16 protein-coding genes are annotated in these 16166 nt (G+C 70.1%); 7 read left to right on the top strand and 9 right to left on the bottom strand.

Annotation, left to right across the window (positions count from 1 at the left end; genetic code table 11):
* The 8 genes from ACWDU4_RS03865 to ACWDU4_RS03900 all read right to left on the bottom strand — a co-directional run bounded on the left by ACWDU4_RS03865 (window position 1) and on the right by ACWDU4_RS03900 (window position 8799).
* The gene (locus ACWDU4_RS03865) at window positions 1-642 is read right to left on the bottom strand and encodes an NAD(P)-dependent oxidoreductase (RefSeq protein ID WP_450112529.1); all 642 of its coding nucleotides are present in this window, start codon (window positions 640-642) and stop codon (window positions 1-3) included.
* The gene (locus ACWDU4_RS03870) at window positions 639-3263 is read right to left on the bottom strand and encodes an FAD-dependent monooxygenase (protein ID WP_450112530.1); all 2625 of its coding nucleotides are present in this window, start codon (window positions 3261-3263) and stop codon (window positions 639-641) included. Before ACWDU4_RS03870 ends, ACWDU4_RS03865 begins: the two co-directional genes overlap by 4 nt.
* A gap of 187 nt (window positions 3264-3450) precedes the next feature.
* Window positions 3451-4029 (bottom strand): TetR/AcrR family transcriptional regulator, encoded by a 579-nt coding sequence (locus ACWDU4_RS03875; protein WP_450112531.1) that lies wholly within the window; start codon window positions 4027-4029, stop codon window positions 3451-3453.
* A 169-nt stretch (window positions 4030-4198) separates the two neighbouring features.
* Window positions 4199-4750, bottom strand: a complete 552-nt coding sequence (locus ACWDU4_RS03880; RefSeq protein WP_450112532.1) for a ferritin — start codon at window positions 4748-4750, stop codon at window positions 4199-4201.
* A gap of 158 nt (window positions 4751-4908) precedes the next feature.
* Window positions 4909-5454: a ferritin gene (locus tag ACWDU4_RS03885; protein WP_450112533.1), complete on the bottom strand. Its 546-nt coding sequence runs from the start codon at window positions 5452-5454 to the stop codon at window positions 4909-4911.
* A 124-nt stretch (window positions 5455-5578) separates the two neighbouring features.
* Window positions 5579-6778: an LCP family glycopolymer transferase gene (locus ACWDU4_RS03890; RefSeq protein ID WP_450112534.1), complete on the bottom strand. Its 1200-nt coding sequence runs from the start codon at window positions 6776-6778 to the stop codon at window positions 5579-5581.
* A 359-nt stretch (window positions 6779-7137) separates the two neighbouring features.
* Window positions 7138-7950, bottom strand: a complete 813-nt coding sequence (locus ACWDU4_RS03895; protein ID WP_450112535.1) for a CPBP family intramembrane glutamic endopeptidase — start codon at window positions 7948-7950, stop codon at window positions 7138-7140.
* A gap of 81 nt (window positions 7951-8031) precedes the next feature.
* Complete coding sequence (locus tag ACWDU4_RS03900) at window positions 8032-8799, bottom strand: DUF2470 domain-containing protein (RefSeq protein ID WP_450112536.1); 768 nt, start codon at window positions 8797-8799, stop codon at window positions 8032-8034.
* Between the two features lie 135 nt (window positions 8800-8934).
* On the opposite strand from ACWDU4_RS03900, the gene ACWDU4_RS03905 reads away from it, so the two are divergent.
* The 3 genes from ACWDU4_RS03905 (at window position 8935) to ACWDU4_RS03915 (ending at window position 11402) form a co-directional block, all read left to right on the top strand.
* A complete protein-coding gene (locus ACWDU4_RS03905) occupies window positions 8935-9666 on the top strand; it encodes a hypothetical protein (RefSeq protein ID WP_450112537.1) in 732 nt (243 codons plus the stop codon).
* Between the two features lie 145 nt (window positions 9667-9811).
* Window positions 9812-10732 (top strand): prephenate dehydratase, encoded by a 921-nt coding sequence (gene pheA / locus ACWDU4_RS03910; RefSeq protein ID WP_450112538.1) that lies wholly within the window; start codon window positions 9812-9814, stop codon window positions 10730-10732.
* 1 nt (window position 10733) lies between these two features.
* Complete coding sequence (locus ACWDU4_RS03915; protein ID WP_450112539.1) at window positions 10734-11402, top strand: histidine phosphatase family protein; 669 nt, start codon at window positions 10734-10736, stop codon at window positions 11400-11402.
* A gap of 55 nt (window positions 11403-11457) precedes the next feature.
* Here the strand turns inward: ACWDU4_RS03915 and ACWDU4_RS03920 are convergent, their stop codons facing one another.
* A complete protein-coding gene (locus ACWDU4_RS03920; RefSeq protein ID WP_450112540.1) occupies window positions 11458-12054 on the bottom strand; it encodes a TetR/AcrR family transcriptional regulator in 597 nt (198 codons plus the stop codon).
* A gap of 86 nt (window positions 12055-12140) precedes the next feature.
* On the opposite strand from ACWDU4_RS03920, the gene ACWDU4_RS03925 reads away from it, so the two are divergent.
* The 4 genes from ACWDU4_RS03925 to ACWDU4_RS03940 are packed head-to-tail and all read left to right on the top strand — an operon-like array spanning window position 12141 to window position 16032.
* The gene (locus ACWDU4_RS03925; RefSeq protein WP_450112541.1) at window positions 12141-13325 is read left to right on the top strand and encodes an aromatic ring-hydroxylating oxygenase subunit alpha; all 1185 of its coding nucleotides are present in this window, start codon (window positions 12141-12143) and stop codon (window positions 13323-13325) included.
* A gap of 6 nt (window positions 13326-13331) precedes the next feature.
* Window positions 13332-14111 carry an enoyl-CoA hydratase/isomerase family protein gene (locus ACWDU4_RS03930; RefSeq protein WP_450112542.1) on the top strand — a complete coding sequence of 260 codons (780 nt, stop codon included), beginning with the start codon at window positions 13332-13334 and terminating at the stop codon, window positions 14109-14111.
* An 11-nt stretch (window positions 14112-14122) separates the two neighbouring features.
* Window positions 14123-14785, top strand: a complete 663-nt coding sequence (locus ACWDU4_RS03935; protein WP_450112543.1) for a PaaI family thioesterase — start codon at window positions 14123-14125, stop codon at window positions 14783-14785.
* A complete protein-coding gene (locus ACWDU4_RS03940; protein WP_450112544.1) occupies window positions 14782-16032 on the top strand; it encodes a CaiB/BaiF CoA transferase family protein in 1251 nt (416 codons plus the stop codon). Before ACWDU4_RS03935 ends, ACWDU4_RS03940 begins: the two co-directional genes overlap by 4 nt.
* Window positions 16033-16166: the final 134 nt, after the last annotated feature.

Raw genomic sequence — 16166 nt, forward strand, 5'->3', positions numbered from 1 at the left:
CTACGGTACGACGACGAGTTTCTCGCCCGCGTAATCGTTTCGAGCCGCAACGTCGACGAGCAGCTGCCCGATCGTCGCGAAGCTGGTCTTGGGCAGGCCCTTCAGCCGCGGCGCCGCCGCGAGGGGCACCACCGTCACGTGCGGGTCGACCGGCCCCTCGGCCAGGAGTGCGGGATGCACCGTGGTCCAGTTCAGCCCTGACGCAGTCAGCTGCGACTCGGCGAAGTCCTTGTCGTGGTAGATCGCGCGCATCGCCGTGTTCGAGGTGAACTTCGCGAGGACGGACGCCTTCGCCCTCGTGTCGCCGACCCCGAACGCGGACAGCTGAACCAGGCGGGCGACGCCCGCGCGCCGCATGGCGGTGACGATCGCAGGCAGGGTGGTGCGCGTGGTGTCGTCGCGCCGTATCGACCTCAGGCTCAGCACCGGGCCGATGCAGTTGACGACGGCGTCGGCGCCCGTCACGGCCTGCGCGAGGTCGTCGATGTCGGTGACCTCGCCGATGTGGACGGTGACGCCCTCCCGCGGGGTGATCGCCCCGGGCCTGCGCGCACAGGCGAGCACGTCGTGGCCGGCGCCGGCCGCCGCGTCCACCACTCGGCGTCCTGCCTTGCCTGCGGCGCCCAGTACGACCAATTTCATGACTGCTCCCTCGATTCGGTAATGGCGGTCCGGGGCCCCGCGAGCGGTGCGAGTGGCGTCCACAACGTCGGTAGCAGCACGGTGACGCCGTCCCGCCGGCCCTGCTCGAAGACGAAGTCCATCGACGGGATGACGTCCTCCATCAGGTAGGGCTGGGGCTGGAGGGGGCCGTCGAGCAACGGGGTCATGAAGTCGTCCCAGTGCACGGGGATCACGCTGCGGGCGTCGGTGGCCCGCACCAGTTGATCCCAGTACTCGTCCCGGAACGCCGCGTCCTGCTTGCCGAGCATTCCGATGCCGAGATACACGACGTCGGCGGAGATGCCCTCGAGCTTGCCCGGCACGAAGTTCGCGCTGGCCTGGACCAGCACCGTCCCGCTCACGTGACGTACGAGCAGGGTGTAGCACTCGGCCGAGTGCCAGGCATCCGCGGTGGCGGGCGGGACGAGCGGCTCGTCGATCGTGCCGGGCGACACGTCACCGGGGCAGTGGACAGTTTCGACAAAGGAGATGTCGAAGCTGCCGAACGAGACGGTCTCGCCGTCCCCGACGACCCGCAGCAGCTCCTCCGAAAGCCCGTACCCGCGGCCGATGTTCGCCGTCGACGCCGAACCGATCAGGGGCGCGCCGAACTTGCCGGCGATCACCGGCGCGTCGAAGGCATGGTCGTAGTGCGAGTGGACCACGACGACGGCGTCGAGCGCGTCGACCCCCGCCCGCTCGAGACACGCGTCGACGACCGCCGGGTCCGGCGCGATGGGGCCGCCGAGCACTTGCTGCAGTGACGGCCGGGAGAGGAACCCATCGATCATCACCGACGTCTCGCCCGCCCGGATCAGCAGGCTGGAGGTGCCGAGGAACGCGACGGTCAGCGAGTCGTCGTTCGGTGGATTCCAGCGCCCCTCGACGGTGGGGTAATGGTCGATCCGGGGTCGGTCCGGTGTCGAGGTCATGCGGTCACCTCCGCCGTGTGCCAGAATCTGCGAGACGACCCGGTCGATCTCGGCAACCGGGTCGGACGCGAGATCGGCACTGCGCCAAGCAATGTATCCGTCGGGACGCACCAGCACCGCACCCGAATCGCCGATCCCGTAGGCCTCCAGGAATTCCATCCGGTCGTCCTCGAGCCCCGGGTCGCCGACGTGGTAGCAGGGGACCGGGACGGCGTACTTGCCGGCCGCGCGCTCAGCGGCGCCGCGCCACGTGGCGCCGCCCGGGCCGGTGAGGACGGTGAAGCCGGCGCCGAAGAGGTCGACGGTGGACACGGTGCCGGAGCGTCCCAGCCAGACGTGCGGCGCGCGGCAGCCCGGCGTCGCGCTCGGCTGGTAGTCGGAGTAGTCGTCGTCGACGACCGGGGCGGCGGTACCGTCCGGCACGACCGCGAACGAGTCGTAGACCGTCCCGAACTCGACACCGAGATGGTTTCCGTACCTGCGGGTTTCGCGCAACACGGTCTCGACGTCCAGGTCCGACTGTCCGCTGTACTGGGCGGCGCCCATCTGCTGGACCTTCTTGTGGTTGTCGAACGACTGCCGGGTCGTGCGCTGCGACGGCAGGCGCCGCTCGGTGTCGTAGGTGTGCAGCAGTGACCAGTCGGCGGCACCCGTGACGCAGAGCGCGAGCTTCCACATCGCGTTGTGCATGCCCTGCAGTCCGGTGTTGACGCCCAGACCGCCGGTCGGCGGGAACTGGTGGGCCGCATCGCCACACAGGACGATCCGGCCCTGAACGAATCGGTCGGCGACGGTGGCGTTCATCTGCCACCGACCGATGCTGCGTACCTCGACCTCGAGGTCCGGCTTGCCCACCGCGGCCCGTACCCATCGCCGGCAGTCCTCGTCCTGGTACACGTCGTCGGACCAGTCCTCGGCGGCCACCGGGATCTGGCACAGCCAGCGCCCGCGGGCATCGAGCGGTTGAAGTACACCTGCCGCACCGGAATTGGCGACGAACAGCAGGACGCCTCGGCGGTCCGGGATGTGCTCCTCGATGTCGGCGTGGAAGTAGCAGTTGACGAAGTGGTGGATCGCCTTCTCGCCGGTGAGCTCGATGCCGAGCTGGTCGCGGACCAGGCTCGTGGCGCCGTCTGCGGCGACCAGGGCGGACCCGGTCAGGGCGTACGCGCGACCGGTCGCCCGTTCCGTCACCTCGACGGTGGTGGTCTCGTCGTCGTCGGCCCACCCCGAGACGACCCCGGTGACGCGGTGCCCGAAGCGCACGTCCACCAGGCCCGTGGCGGCGGCCGCGTCGAGCAGGATCTTCTCGAGCAGGTCCTGGGAGGACATCACCGGCTGGGCGGGGCTGATCGTGGGTCCGGGTCCCTCGAAGCCGGTCGCGACGATGGTGCCGAACTCGCGTCCGAGCACGGAGTCGAAGAACCGGATTGGGCTCTTCCACCCGGGCGGGGTGTCGATGTCGCGCAGCCGCGCGTACACCTCGGGGCCCCAGTGCCGTGCGATCTCCATGGTGCGGGTGTTGAAGTTTCGCGTCTTCGGGTGCCATGCGACGCTCTCGTGCTGTTCGAGGAGAACGCTCGCGACACCGAAGCGTGCGAGTTCGAGCGAGGCCGCGAGTCCGACCGGCCCGCCGCCGAGGATCAGGACTGGGGAGGGAGGGTTCATGCGCCCAAAGTGTAATTGGATTACCATTACAGTCAATAGTGCTTGGGCACGTGCTGTCGACCCTGGGCCCAAAGGCGCGGGGCAGGAGGGGTTGCCGTGTCCGAGATGAGTCCGGATCGGACACGGCCGGAATTTCGTGAGGGCTACGTGACTCGCCGGGGATTGGCCGAACGGCCGGAGGTGGGTGTCACCCGAATATCGGTGCCGTTGTCGCCGTGAGGATCTCGACCAGACGTGCGGCCATTTCGTCGTCGGAGAGCGCGAATCGGCCCGGAGTCCGGTTCTCGAAGATGACGTGCTGCTGCAGCACGGCGGTGACGGTGCGGACCGCGAAGTCGATGCACCGTTCGCCGGTGTCCTGGTCCACGGTGATCTCGGGCCGCAGGCGGTTGGCCAGCAGTCGTGAGGTGGTCGCCATCAGCTCCGCCGCGCGCGCATACATGACGTCGCTGTCGGCGAGCACGACGCTTCGGAGCAGGTTGTGGTGTTCACCGAAGGTCTCGACGAGTGCGCGGGCGTAGAGGTCGAAGATCTCCGCGGGTGTCAGGGCCGCGGTGTCCTCGGATCCGAGGCGATCGACCAATCGCTGTTCGGCCTCGTGCTTGAACCGCTCGTGGGCGGCGAGCAGCAGGCCGTTCTTGTCGGTGAACCGGGCGTAGATCGAGGTCGGGGAACTGCTCGACCGAGCCGAGATCTCCGCGATGGTGATCTGCTCGAACGGCTTGTCCGCGAGCAGGTCCTCGACCGCCGCCAGCACTCGTTCCATCGTTGCGCGACTGCGCGATTGACGTGGCGGAGTGATGCTGGGCAGGCTCTCGGACGGCTCGGGTGGCACCCTCGTAGGGTACGGCAGCGGCCCGGGGGAACTGTAACCCCGCTACAGTTCCCAGGGCCGGTGTCAGCAGTGTGGGTGCACGTGTCCAAGCGGACCGTGCCTACAGCGCCCCGCCCGCCGCGATCGGTGCCCCGACGGATTCGCCTGCCGCACCGTTCATCTCGCGGGCAACGAACGCCTCGAGGTCGAACAGGTTGGTGCCGGCGCGGTCGGCGACGGTGAGCAGCGTGTTCATCGAGGCGACCTCCTCGACCTGCTCCTTGAGGAACCACTGCATGAACTGCTCGCCGAGGTAGTCGCCCTCGTCACGGGCGGTACTGGCGAGCTGGACGATCTGCTCGGTGACGGCCTTCTCCTGCTTGAGCGCCAGGGCGATGGGCTCGCGCGGGCTCTCGAAGTGCGAACGCGCGGGATCGATGCCGCTCAGCTCGACCTCGATGTCGCGGTCGAGGAAGTACTGCACGATCATCATCGCGTGGTTGCGTTCCTCGACGGCCTGCGCGTAGAAGTGCCGCGCCAGCTGCGGGAGGTCGGCGTTGTCGAAGTACACCGCGATCGCGATGTACTGATGCGAGGCGTTGAACTCGTTGCGGATCTGATCGTGGAGGAGGGCGTGAAACTTGGTCTGGTTCGCGTCATCCGGAGTGGGCATGAGAGCGACAATAGCGCTGGTCAGAGCACTACGCATCCAAGCGCATCCTTATTGAGGGCAGTGTTTCCTAACTGAGTTCACCCTATTTTCGTGCGCAGTAAGACCAGGTTTTCCGGGTGCCTGACTTTCCCGAATCGCGGTGAAATGCCCATTTTCCGTCAGATGCCGCCGCCCGCCGGCCGCGGCGCCGCCGGGTCCGGGGTCGACGTCGAGTTCATTTCGCGGGCGACGAATTCCTCGATGTTGAACAGATTCCCGTCGGCGCGGTCCACGATCGCCAGCAGCGTCGTCATCGAGGCGACCTCCTCGACCTGTTCCTTGAGGAACCACTGCATGAACTGCTCGCCGAGGTAGTCGCCGGTGTCGCGGGCGGTGCGCGCGAGGGTTGTGATCTGGTCGGTGACCGTCTGTTCCTGCCGCAGGGCCAGTTCCACGGGTTCGCGAACCGACGAGAACTCGGTGACGACGTCGTCGATGCCGGGGATGGTCACGTCCAAGTCGTTGTCGACGAGGTACTGGATCATCATCATCGCGTGGTTGCGTTCCTCGTTTGCCTGTGAGTAGAAGCGCTGCGCGAGCTGCGGTAGGTCGTGGCTGTCGAAGTACACCGCGACCGCGATGTACTGCTGTGAGGCGGTGAACTCGTTGCGGATCTGCGCATGCAGGAGGGCGTGGAACCCGCTGCGCTCACTGATCTCGGACATGCGGTCGAGCGTACCGTCGCGCGGGCCGCGACCGGCCGGCGAGCCGGGTCATGGGATCCGTCGACTGCCCCGGATCGCATGCCCGGCACACGGATTCGGCGCACTCGCCGCCGCTGCCGTCCGATCAGTTCGTCGTCAGGAGGTCCGTGGGCACCGGCTCGTCGTTGGCGAGGGCCTCGAAGAACCGGGACGCCTTCTCCCGATCCCACAGCAGGACGTTTCCGGAGCCGGCGACGTCCTCGAACCCGCCGACCGGGACGGTGGTGGTCACCAGGTCGCCGCGCATCGCCCACGCGAGACCGCCCAGGTTCCAGAGGTGGTCGCCGTTGTCGACCTGCAGCGTGCCCGCGGTCTTGGTGACCAGCGGCCACAGCCGGAACGGGTTGATCAGCGTCCCGATGCTGGTGGCCTGGTCCAGCAGCGCGGACATGAACAGGCGCTGGTTGTTCATCCGGTCCAGGTCGGCGAGCGGCGTCGCGCGACTGCGCACGAACCCGAGGGCCTGCGCCCCGGTCAGGTCCTGGCAACCGGGCTGCAGGTTGATCCCCGCGAGCGGGTCGTCGATCGCGTACGGCACGCACAGGTGGACGCCGCCGATCGCGTCGACGATGCCGGCGAATCCGCCGAACCCGATCTCCGCGTAGTGGTCCATCCTCAGGCCCGTCGCCTCCTCGACGGTCTGCACGAGCAGCTGCGGGCCGCCGCCGTCGATGGCGAAGGAGGCGTTGATCTTGTCCTTGCCCCAGCCGGGGATGTTCACGTACGAGTCGCGTGGAATGGACACCATCGTCGCGCCGCCGCTCTTCGGGACGTGCACGACGATGATCGTGTCGGTGCGCTTCGAATCCAGCTCGCCGCCCGTCGCCAGCTCCTGTTCCTGCTCGGGGGTCAGTCCGGTTCGGCTGTCCGACCCGACCAGCAGCCAGTTGGTGCCGGGGGTGTCCGCGATCCGCCCGGGATAGTCGGCGAGTGCGTCGATCCGATTGAGCGACCCATCCAGGTACACCACCGACCCGATCATCACCAGCAGCAGCACCAGGGCGGTCACCCCGATCCGGCGTCCCCAGTGCGGCCGGCGGCGGGGCCTCGGGGGCTCCGCAGGCGGCGTGGTCGCCGGGCGGCCCGGGCGCGGGGGCGGCGGCACCGGTGTGCCCGACCGTGGGCGTGCGCCCTCGGTGTACGGCTGCGGGGTCTGCGTCGGCGCGTAGCCGGACGCCGACCGCGGGCGTGGTTGCTGCGACGACCGCGGCGCGAGGGGCCGGGCGTCCGGGTCCTGCGACCACGCGCGGGCCGGCGCGGCCGGACGGCCGTCGCGGCGGATCACCTGCGTGCCCTCCGGCGGCGGTGCCGCCCGGTTTTCCCTCGGCGGTGCCGCCCGGTTGTCTCGCGGCGGTGCGGCTCGGTTGTCTCGCGGCGGCATCGCCCGGGTCGGCTCCTGCGGCATGTCGCGGTAGCGGTCCTGCCGTGGGTCCCGAGCGGGAGGGGACGGTCGGCGGGGTGGGTACTGCGGCGGCGGCACCTTGCCGTTCCGCGGCGGGGGCGGCCCGCCGGCGGGACGGGGCGGCGGCGTCGGTCCCGGATCCCAGGACTGCGACCGGCGTGGGTCGCCGCCGCGACCCGCTGCGGGGTCTCGGGGGTCGCGGTTGCGGGGACTGTCGCCGTTCACACCGGAAACTGTACTGGTCAGGGCAGCCAGGACAGGTGGCCGCGGAGCAGCGTGTAGCCGACGAACGCGACCGCGTCGATCAGCCAGTGTGCGACGACCAGCGGCCAGAGTTTGCCGGTCCGCTGCCAATATCGGCCGAACACCAGGCCCATCACCACGTTGCCGAGGCCCCCGCCGATGCCCTGGTAGAGGTGATAGCTGCCGCGCAGCAGCGCGGACGCCGCGAGTGCGGCGTTCTCGCCCCAGCCGAGCCGGCGCAGCCGGGAGATCAGGTAGGCCACGACCAGGACTTCTTCGGCGGCGGAGTTGGCCAGCGCCCACAGCACCAGCGCGGGCAGTCGCCACCAGTGGTCGTCGACGGTGCTTGGCACCACTGTGAGGTTCGCCCCGATCGCGGTCGCGGCCAGGTACAGGGCCAGCCCGGGTAGCCCGATCAGCGCGGCGAGTCCGACGCCGGGCAGCAGGTCGCGGCGCCACCGCGGGTGCGGTCCGAGGCCGATCCGCTCGGGTCCGAGGCCGCTGCGCCAGAGCAGGTACAGCCCGAGCGCCGCCCAGGCGCACAGCCGGGCGATGCCGAGCAGTTGCCGGCCGAGGTCGATCCAGCCGACGGTCGAGCGGGAGGTGTTCAGCGCGACGGTCTGGTCGGACAGTTGCCCGGGGGCCATCGCGGTCTCGACGAGCGACAGGACGCCGGACAAGCCGCTGAGGCCGAAGGTGACGAGCAGGACGATCGTGACCTCGAACCAGAGCGCGCGACGCTCCTTGGCGTCCAGCGGCGGTTCGGTCTGTCGGGGTGGGGAGGGCCGGAGCCAGTCGTCGAGCCGGGTCACGGTCTGAGATTAGGCGGCTTCGCCGCCCGTGAGTGGATTCGGAGTCCCTGGACCCGCAAAACGCGCACGAGCGCGTAGCGCCTATTTCCGGGCGCGGAGTCCGTTCATGAACGGGCAGCCGACCAGGATGCGGAGCGCGCGGTTCAGTCCGGCGGGGTCGTCGACGGGTTCCGGGAACGACAGCCGCACGTCGTTGTCGCCGGCGGGGGATTCGACGCGGAGCCGGATCCCGTAGCGGTCCAGCCCGAGCGGGCGTACCCGTCCACTGCGCATGCTCGACGGAAGGCGTTGCGCCAGCTGGTGAACGAGGTCACCGTGGTCGGATTCGAGGTGCTCGAGCCAGCAGTCCTCGACCGACCAGAACGGGTCGGGGGTGGCGGTGAGCAGGTCGGCGAGCGGGACCGGTTCGGCGCCGTGGCTGTCGGCGACGACGGCCGAGTCGAGCACCAGTCGCAGCAGCGTCGTGGTGTGTCCGACGTCGAGCAGGTCCGGGTTGGGGTTGTCGGCGGCGACGGCGGCGGCGAGCGCGCGGGTGGCCTCGGCGGGAACGGCGTGCAGTGTGCCGCGCAGCCACACCAGGGAGCGGACCGGTTCGCGGAGCGCGAGCGGCGCGTGGTCGGTGAGTTCGAGGACGGCGGGCAGTCCGGCGCGGCCGGCCTGCCAGGTCAGCGCGGTGACCGCGACACCGTCCGGAACGGCGAGGACGACGTCGCCCCCGGAACGGAGGTGGTGGACCGCGACGGTGACCGGTTCGCTGCCGTCGACGGCGAGCACCGCCTGCTTGGCGCGGACGCACGCGGTGCGGACCCGTTCGGCGGTGGACGGGCCGAGGGTGGTGGCGGCGGTCATGCGGTGCTCCTTTTCGATCCCCTGCGGGTGCGGTACAACGCGGATGCGGCGACGGTCACAATAGGTTAGCCATGCCTAAGTTAGATCAGGCATGCCGGACCGCGCAAGAGTTCGGCCCGGGGATACCGTGGAGCCGTGGCCACCCTGCTCAACCTGCAACCGCCCGCCCCGCGCGAATCGCAGCCCCCGTTCGCGGGCCTGCTCTCCGAGCTCTGCCCCGGCGGCGCCGCTCTCCGCGGCCGGGCTCGCGGCGTACTGTTCGGCCCGCCGGTGCTGACCGCCAGCGGCTTGGATGGTGTGGAGGCGGGTGACGGTCCGCTGTGGCTGCGACTCGACATCGCCCCCGACGCACTGCCCGGGTCCGCCCCCGACCTGACCCGGATCGAGGTCGACTGCCCGCTCGAGCACCTCGACGACGCGCTCGCCCTGGCCAAGGGTGATCCGGTGCGGCTGCCCGCCCCGGTCGCGGTGCGGGTCGAACCCGGTGCCGCCGGGCGGGGTTGGGCCGCCGAGTCCGCCGAACGGATCGCGGCCGCCGGTGCCCACCCGGTGCTGCCCGCCGGATCTGCGGCGGAGGACGTCGCCGACTTCCTCGCCGTTCTCGCCCACTCCGACGCCGGCTTCGTCTCGTACGCCGCCGACGGCGGCGAGGTGATCGCGATCCTCGCCGCCACCGTCGCGGCACTGCGCGGCGACGACATCCCCGCCGCCTACCTGGCCGCGGACCCCGCCCCGCTCGCCGCGCTCAGCACCCCGGCCGCGGAGGCGGTCCGGGAGGTGTTGCTGGCGATCGCCGTCCCCGACGCCGCCGCGGTCGAGGCGCACCTGCGGGCCCACGGCATCACCGCCGACCTCGGCAACCGCTGAACTCGTCCGCTCCGGACCGAGTGAACGGCAGCGTTCAGTCGATCGGATCGACTGAATGTTCCGTTCAGTCGGAATTGTCCGGACGGTCCGGGGGCGGTTGAGCAGGCGCGGTCGGGGCGCCGGTCCGGATGCGTAACCTGGACGCGTGCCTCGCATCGCGTACTTCGGACCCTCCGGAACCTTCACCGAGATGGCGCTCGACCAGTTCGAGTCGTCGGGTGCCTTCGACGGGCCCGTGGAGCGGGTCTCCGTCGGCAGCCCGCCGGCCGCGCTCGCCGCGGTCCAGGACGGTTCCGCCGACGCGGCGGTGGTGCCGATCGAGAGTTCCGTCGAGGGTCCGGTACGGCCGACCCTGGACGCCCTGGCTGCCGGGGAGCGGCTGCAGATCATCGCCGAAACCGAACTGGACGTGGCCTTCACGATCGTGGGGCGTGCGGGCACGACCCTCGCCGACGTCCGCACGATCCGGGCGTATCCGGTGGCGGAGGCGCAGGTGCGGATGTGGATCGAGGCGAACCTGCCGGACGCGGTGGTGGAGTCGGCGTCGTCCAACGCCGGTGCCGCCGAGGACGTGGCCGCCGGACGCGCCGATGCCGGCGTTTCCACCGCACTCGCGGGTCAGCGGCTCGGTCTGGACGTCCTCGCCGACGGGGTGGCCGACTTCTCCGGAGCCCGAACGCGATTCGTGCTCATCACGCGTCCGTGCCCGGTGCCCGCCGCGACCGGATCCGACCGGACGTCGGTGGTGCTGCAGCTCAACCACGAGCCGGGGTCGCTGGTCGGCGCGATGGCCGAGTTCTCCACCCGCGGAATCGACCTCACGCGGATCGAGTCGCGTCCCACCCGGGTCGAGTTCGGGACCTACCTGTTCTACCTGGATTGCAGCGGCCACGTCGACGACACCGCGGTCGCCGAGGCGCTCAAGTCGTTGCACCGCAAGCACACCGTACGGTTCCTCGGTTCGTGGCCGACGGCGACGCCCGGCGGGCGTCGCCCCCCGTCCGACGGGGAGGCCTGCGAGTGGCTCGCGCGGATCCGTGGCGGCGAGACGGAAGGAACGAACTGACGTGGCGGGCAAGCTGATTCTGGTCCGGCACGGACAGACCGAGGCGAACGTCGCCCGACGGCTGGACACCCGGTTGCCCGGAGCCCGGCTCACCGAGATGGGAGAGGGGCAGGCGCACGCGTTCGGGTCGTCGCTCACCGGTCCGCTCCCGAGGGCGGTGGTCGCGTCGGAGGCGTTGCGTGCCAGGCAGACCGCCGGATTCATCGAGCGGGCATCGGGGATCGTGGTGCAGGTTCGCGAGGGTCTCCACGAGGCGCAGGCCGGCGACCTGGAGGACCGTTCGGATCGCGCCTCGCACGAGACCTACGCGTCGGTGTTCCACTCCTGGCACGCAGGCGAACTCGGGGCGAGAATGCCGGGCGGCGAGTCGGGCGAGGACGTCCTCGAGCGTTACCTGCCCGTGGTCGACTCGCTGCGCTCGCAGTACCTCGAGATCGGGGACGAGGACGGCGACGTCCTGGTGGTCAGTCACGGCGCCGCGATCCGCCTGGTCGCCGGGTACCTGTCCGGGGTCGACGGCACGTTCTCCGCGGACACCCACCTGGACAACACGCAGACCATCGAACTGGCCCCCACCCCGGGCGGGGGCTGGACGGTCATGCGGTGGGGTGCGCTGCTGCCGCCCTTCCGGGCGCCCGCCGTCGACGTCGTCGACGACCCGATGGGCTGACCGCTCGGCGTGGCGACGCCCTGAACGCCCGGGCGTCACATGTCGGGAGGGCGGTTCACCGGGGGAGCAGTGCCGGAACGACGAAGGCGCGCAGTTTCTCCCTGACCCGGTCGAGGGCGTTGTCGTCGGTGCCGTACTGGCTGATGTACATGATCTCGAGTTCGGAGATCCATTCGGAGAGCAGTCGCAGGTCCAGGTCGGAGCGGATGTTCCCCGCGGCCTGCTCGTCGGCGAGGACCGGTCCCCACAGTTCGTGGGTCAGCTCGACCGCGCGACCCGACTCGCCCAGCAACTGCATCGAGAGGGCCATCGACTCGGGGGAGACCAGCCGGTTCACCATCGGGTCCAGGTGGCCCTTGCGGATGTCCTGGCAGATGCCCTCGACGATGCGTTCCTCGACGGTCGCCCAGCGGGTGATGTGAGCGCGGGCCCGGTCCATGTTCGCCCGGGCGCGCCGGACCACCGATTCGGCGATCAGGGACTCCCGGTCCGCGAAGTACCGGTACACCGTCGCCCGTGACATCGATGCCGCCTTGGCGACGTCCTCCATCGTGGTCTTCGCGATGCCGAACCGCTCGAAACACGCTTCGGCCGCAGCCAGGATCGCCGAATGGACGTCGGTCCGGGTGTCGGTGTCGGTGCGTGCTGCCACGCGAGAACCGTACCAACTCCACCATCAACCGAAAGTAGTTAGATAAGACGCTAGACATTGATTGTCTCGTGTGTCACCCTCGATCCATGGAGCGCGACGAGAAGATCAGGCTCACGCAGCGGCTCATCGCCCACGTGGACAACGACACCACCGACTACGCGGACGACCTGCTCCGCGTGCCCTTCTCGGTGTTCAACGACCCCGAGCTGGCGGCGAAGGAACGAGACGTCGTGCGCCGGTTCCCGCACATCGTGGCGCACGTCGACGAACTGCAGAAGGCCGGCGACTTCCTGACCACAGAGCTGATCGGCACCCCGCTGCTCGTGGTCAAGCAGAACGACGGCAGCGTCAAGGCCTTCTCCAACGTGTGCCGGCACCGCGGGGCCAAGGTCGAGTTCGGCGAGTCGGGCTGCAAGAGGGTCTTCGCCTGCCCGTACCACAACTGGTCCTACGGCAAAGACGGTGCGCTGCGCGGGCTTCCGCACGCCGAGGGTTTCGACGGCATGGACCGTGGCGAGTACGGCCTGGTGGAGTTTCCGTGCGAGGTCCGGCACGGGCTGGTCTGGGTGGTGCCCACTGTCGGGGCCGACCTCGACATCGCCGCGGTGCTCGGCGCCAAGCACGACGCCGAGGTCGCCGACACCGGCATGGCCGGCTCCTTCCAGGTGCGCAAGGAGACCTGGAAGCTGGACATGAACTGGAAGATCGCGGTGGACGGCGTGCAGGACTCCTACCACCTGTGCCAGTTGCACACCAAGACCGTCTGCAACTACCTCGAGGGCAACATCACCGCGCTCGACGTGGTGGACCGCTCCTGGCGACTCGTGGTGGCGCGCAAGGCGATCACCGAGGTCCGCGACGCCGATCCGGACAGCTTCGACGTCCGCGACTACTCGCTCGCGAACTACACGATCTACCCGGGCACGATGCTCGTCACCGAGCCGAACCACTTCGAGATCTGGACCATCGTCCCCGACAAGGACGACCCGAACGTCAGCTACTGCACCATCCGGCTGCTCTCGCCGAAGAAGCCGGAGACCCCGCGCGAGGAGCGGATCCTGGAGAAGAACTGGGAGCTGCTGATGGAGACCCTGCACGCCGAGGACTGGTTCGTCACCAAGACCATCACCGACAACGCCGCCCACGGTCAGGTCGAGGAACTGATCTACGGACGAAACGAGTTGCCCGGACAGCTGTTCCACAACATGGTGGCGGGCGACGTCGCCGCCCTCGAACGCGAGCGTGCGGCCGGGCTCGCGGCGGCGCGGTAACGCCCGATGACCGTGGACGACCCGTCCGGAGTCCTGCTCCGCGACCACCCCGCACCGGGGGTGCTCCGGCTGACGCTGAACCGCCCGCAGGTGCGCAATGCGATCTCGCTGTCGCAGCAACGCGAGCTGGACGGCGTGCTCGCCGCGGCCGCGCGCGACGACGAGGTGCGCGCGGTGATCGTCGCCGGCGCCGGTCCGGACGCCTTCTCGGCGGGCTACGACCTCGCGGAGCTCGCCGCGATGTCGCCGGAGGAGGCCACCGAGGGGGCGCTCGAACGGGAGGAGCTGCTGTGGCGGTACCTCACGTTCCCGAAGCCGATCGTGGCCGCCGTCGCCGGCGCCGCGCACGGCGCGGGCACCATCCTGGCGGCCTGCTCCGACCTGCGGGTCGGGGGCCCGGCGACCCGGTTCACCGTGACCGCCGCGCGCTACGGCGGCGCGAACCTGACCTGGCTGCTGGACGGTCTGGTCGGCGCCGGCCAGGCGCGGGACCTACTGATGACCTCGCGCACCGTCGGCGGCGACGAGGCGTACCGGATCGGGCTGCTCAGCCGCTACGCCGAGGACGGGGACGTGGCAGGTGTGGCGCTCGATGCCGCGGTCCAGCTCGCCGGGCAACCGCCGGAGGGGCTGCGCGAGATCAAGGCCCTGCTGCTCGACGGGCCGGGCCGGGACCTGCGGGCCCGCTACGACCGGGAGAACGCCGTCGCACGCACCACCCTGCGCCCCCGCCCGATCGCCGACCTGTTCTCCGGGTTCTTCTCCCGGCCGGGCAGCCGAACGTGAAGGAGGCCGGCATGACCGACGCCGCACCGACCCTCGACATCTGGAACCCGGGCTGGCCGGATCCGTTTCTCCCGACGGTCGATTCCGACGACGAGTACGCCGATCTGGTCGAGGCGCTGCGCGAGGTGCAGGAGGCGGTGACCCGGAGCCGTCCGACCCCCCAGGTCGCCAGGGAGGCCGCGGCCGCGCTGCGGGCGGTCGCACGGCGAATGCGGGCGTTCGAGGTCGACGAGGACAGTCAGATCGCCGGAAAACGTTGGGAGATACCGGGGAAGGGTCATGCACTCGCGCCCGCCCTGCGCATCGACACCGTCACCGACACCGCGGCCACCGGCCGGGTGACGGTCGGGCGGTTCCACTCCGGCCGGTACGCGATGAACGGCGGGGTGACGCCGCTGATCTTCGACGAGCTCCTCGCCCGGCTGGCGAACAGCGCCGGTCGACCCTGGGGGCGCACCGCCTACCTCAACGTGAACTTCCGGGCGCCCGCGCCGCTGCACACCGAACTGACCGTGGCGGCGGAACTCGTCGGTCAGGAAGGGCGCAAGCGCTTCCTGCGCGGGACGCTGCACCACGGCGACGTCCTCGTTGCCGACGTCGACGGGCTGTGGGTGGAACTCAAGCCCGAACAGACTCACAACATCTCGAAAGACCTGGAAGGAAGCGAACGATGAGCGGGTTCTCGCTGCTGGACGGCGTTCGGGTCCTCGAGGTCGCCCAGCTGGCCCCGGCCTCGCTGGGCGGGCACCTCGCGGACCTCGGCGCCGAGGTGATCAAGGTCGAGTCGGGGCCGCTCGGCGACCCGGTTCGGGTCGGCGGCAGCCGGGCGATCGGTGATGCGGACGGACCGGCGTTCATGCACCTGCGGTGGAACCGCGGCAAGAAGTCGGTCGCCCTCGACCTGCGCAGTCCCGAGGGAAAGCAGGCATTCCTCGACCTCGCCCGCTCCTGCGATGCCGTCATCGAGGGAATGCGGGGTGGCTACCTGGACTGGCTCGGCGTCGGCTACGAGCAACTGAGACAGGTGAATCCGAAGATCGTGTTGTGCACCGTGTCCGGCATGGGCACCGACGGCCCGTACCGCGGGCTCGGTACCGGCGGACCGGTGTTCGACGCCTACGCCGGGCTCCGTGAGGTGAGCACCCCCGCCGCGCCGCCGACCGAGGGCATGGCGGGCTCCACCACCCCGCCCATCGCGATGTACGCCCTCGGCGCGTACGGGGCGATGGGACTGCTCGCCGCGCTGCACAGGGCCGGGGCCACCGGCGAGGGGAGTCACGTCGAGGTGGCAGGCATCGACGTCGCGGCTGCATGGATGCCGGACCTGGTCGATGCGGAGCTGAACAAGGACCGGTCGATTCCGCGTCCGACCTGGTTGCCGGACGGGCGGCTGCCCGACTGGCCGCGGCTCGAGGCCTACCGCACCAGCGACGGCGAGGCGATCCTGTTCGGGTCGCACGTGGAGAAGTTCTGGCACAACTTCCTCGTCGCGGTCGGCCGGGAGGATCTGATCGGAGTCGACCTCACCAGCACCGACGACGGTGCGCCCGCTCGCGCGGACCTGGTGTGGCGGGCGCTGACGGAGATCTTCGCGCAGCGCACCCGCGCCGAGTGGGTGGAGTTGTTCCTCGAGCACGGCATTGCGGGCGGCCCGGTCAACACGGTGGCCGACATGCTCGCCGACCCGCACTTCCGGGCGCGCGAGAACACCTACCGGGTGGACCATCCGGAGGTGGGTGAGCTCGAGTTCGTGGTCAGTCCGGTGCGGGTCGCGGGGGAGAAGTTCGCGCCCGCGCTGCCGCCGGCCGTCGGCGCCGACACCGCCGACGTGCTGCGGTCGGTGGCGGGGTACGACGACGCGCGGATCGCCGCGGCGACCGACCCGAGAACTCCCCGACGTGAGGCGCCGCGCGCCGGCTGACGGGCCCACTCCCGAGATGCGACACCCACATGAAAACAACTGTGTGGGTGTCGTTTTCGTGTCCGAAACCGAGCGTGACCAGGTGGGCCGAAAGTCTCGAATCGGGCATTGCGCACTCCGCCTACAGCTGTTAG

It is taken from the genome of Rhodococcus sp. NPDC003348 (assembly GCF_053589375.1).

What these genes read in the sequence shown, in the direction of transcription:
- ACWDU4_RS03930 (WP_450112542.1), top strand. Translation starts at nt 13,332, where the DNA reads ATGACCGTGGACGACCCGTCCGGAGTCCTGCTCCGCGACCACCCCGCA.
- ACWDU4_RS03880 (WP_450112532.1), bottom strand. Translation starts at nt 4,750, where the DNA reads ATGCCCACTCCGGATGACGCGAACCAGACCAAGTTTCACGCCCTCCTC.
- ACWDU4_RS03900 (WP_450112536.1), bottom strand. Translation starts at nt 8,799, where the DNA reads ATGACCGCCGCCACCACCCTCGGCCCGTCCACCGCCGAACGGGTCCGC.
- ACWDU4_RS03885 (WP_450112533.1), bottom strand. Translation starts at nt 5,454, where the DNA reads ATGTCCGAGATCAGTGAGCGCAGCGGGTTCCACGCCCTCCTGCATGCG.
- ACWDU4_RS03935 (WP_450112543.1), top strand. Translation starts at nt 14,123, where the DNA reads ATGACCGACGCCGCACCGACCCTCGACATCTGGAACCCGGGCTGGCCG.
- ACWDU4_RS03865 (WP_450112529.1), bottom strand. Translation starts at nt 642, where the DNA reads ATGAAATTGGTCGTACTGGGCGCCGCAGGCAAGGCAGGACGCCGAGTG.
- ACWDU4_RS03870 (WP_450112530.1), bottom strand. Translation starts at nt 3,263, where the DNA reads ATGAACCCTCCCTCCCCAGTCCTGATCCTCGGCGGCGGGCCGGTCGGA.
- ACWDU4_RS03940 (WP_450112544.1), top strand. Translation starts at nt 14,782, where the DNA reads ATGAGCGGGTTCTCGCTGCTGGACGGCGTTCGGGTCCTCGAGGTCGCC.
- ACWDU4_RS03925 (WP_450112541.1), top strand. Translation starts at nt 12,141, where the DNA reads ATGGAGCGCGACGAGAAGATCAGGCTCACGCAGCGGCTCATCGCCCAC.
- ACWDU4_RS03875 (WP_450112531.1), bottom strand. Translation starts at nt 4,029, where the DNA reads ATGGAACGAGTGCTGGCGGCGGTCGAGGACCTGCTCGCGGACAAGCCG.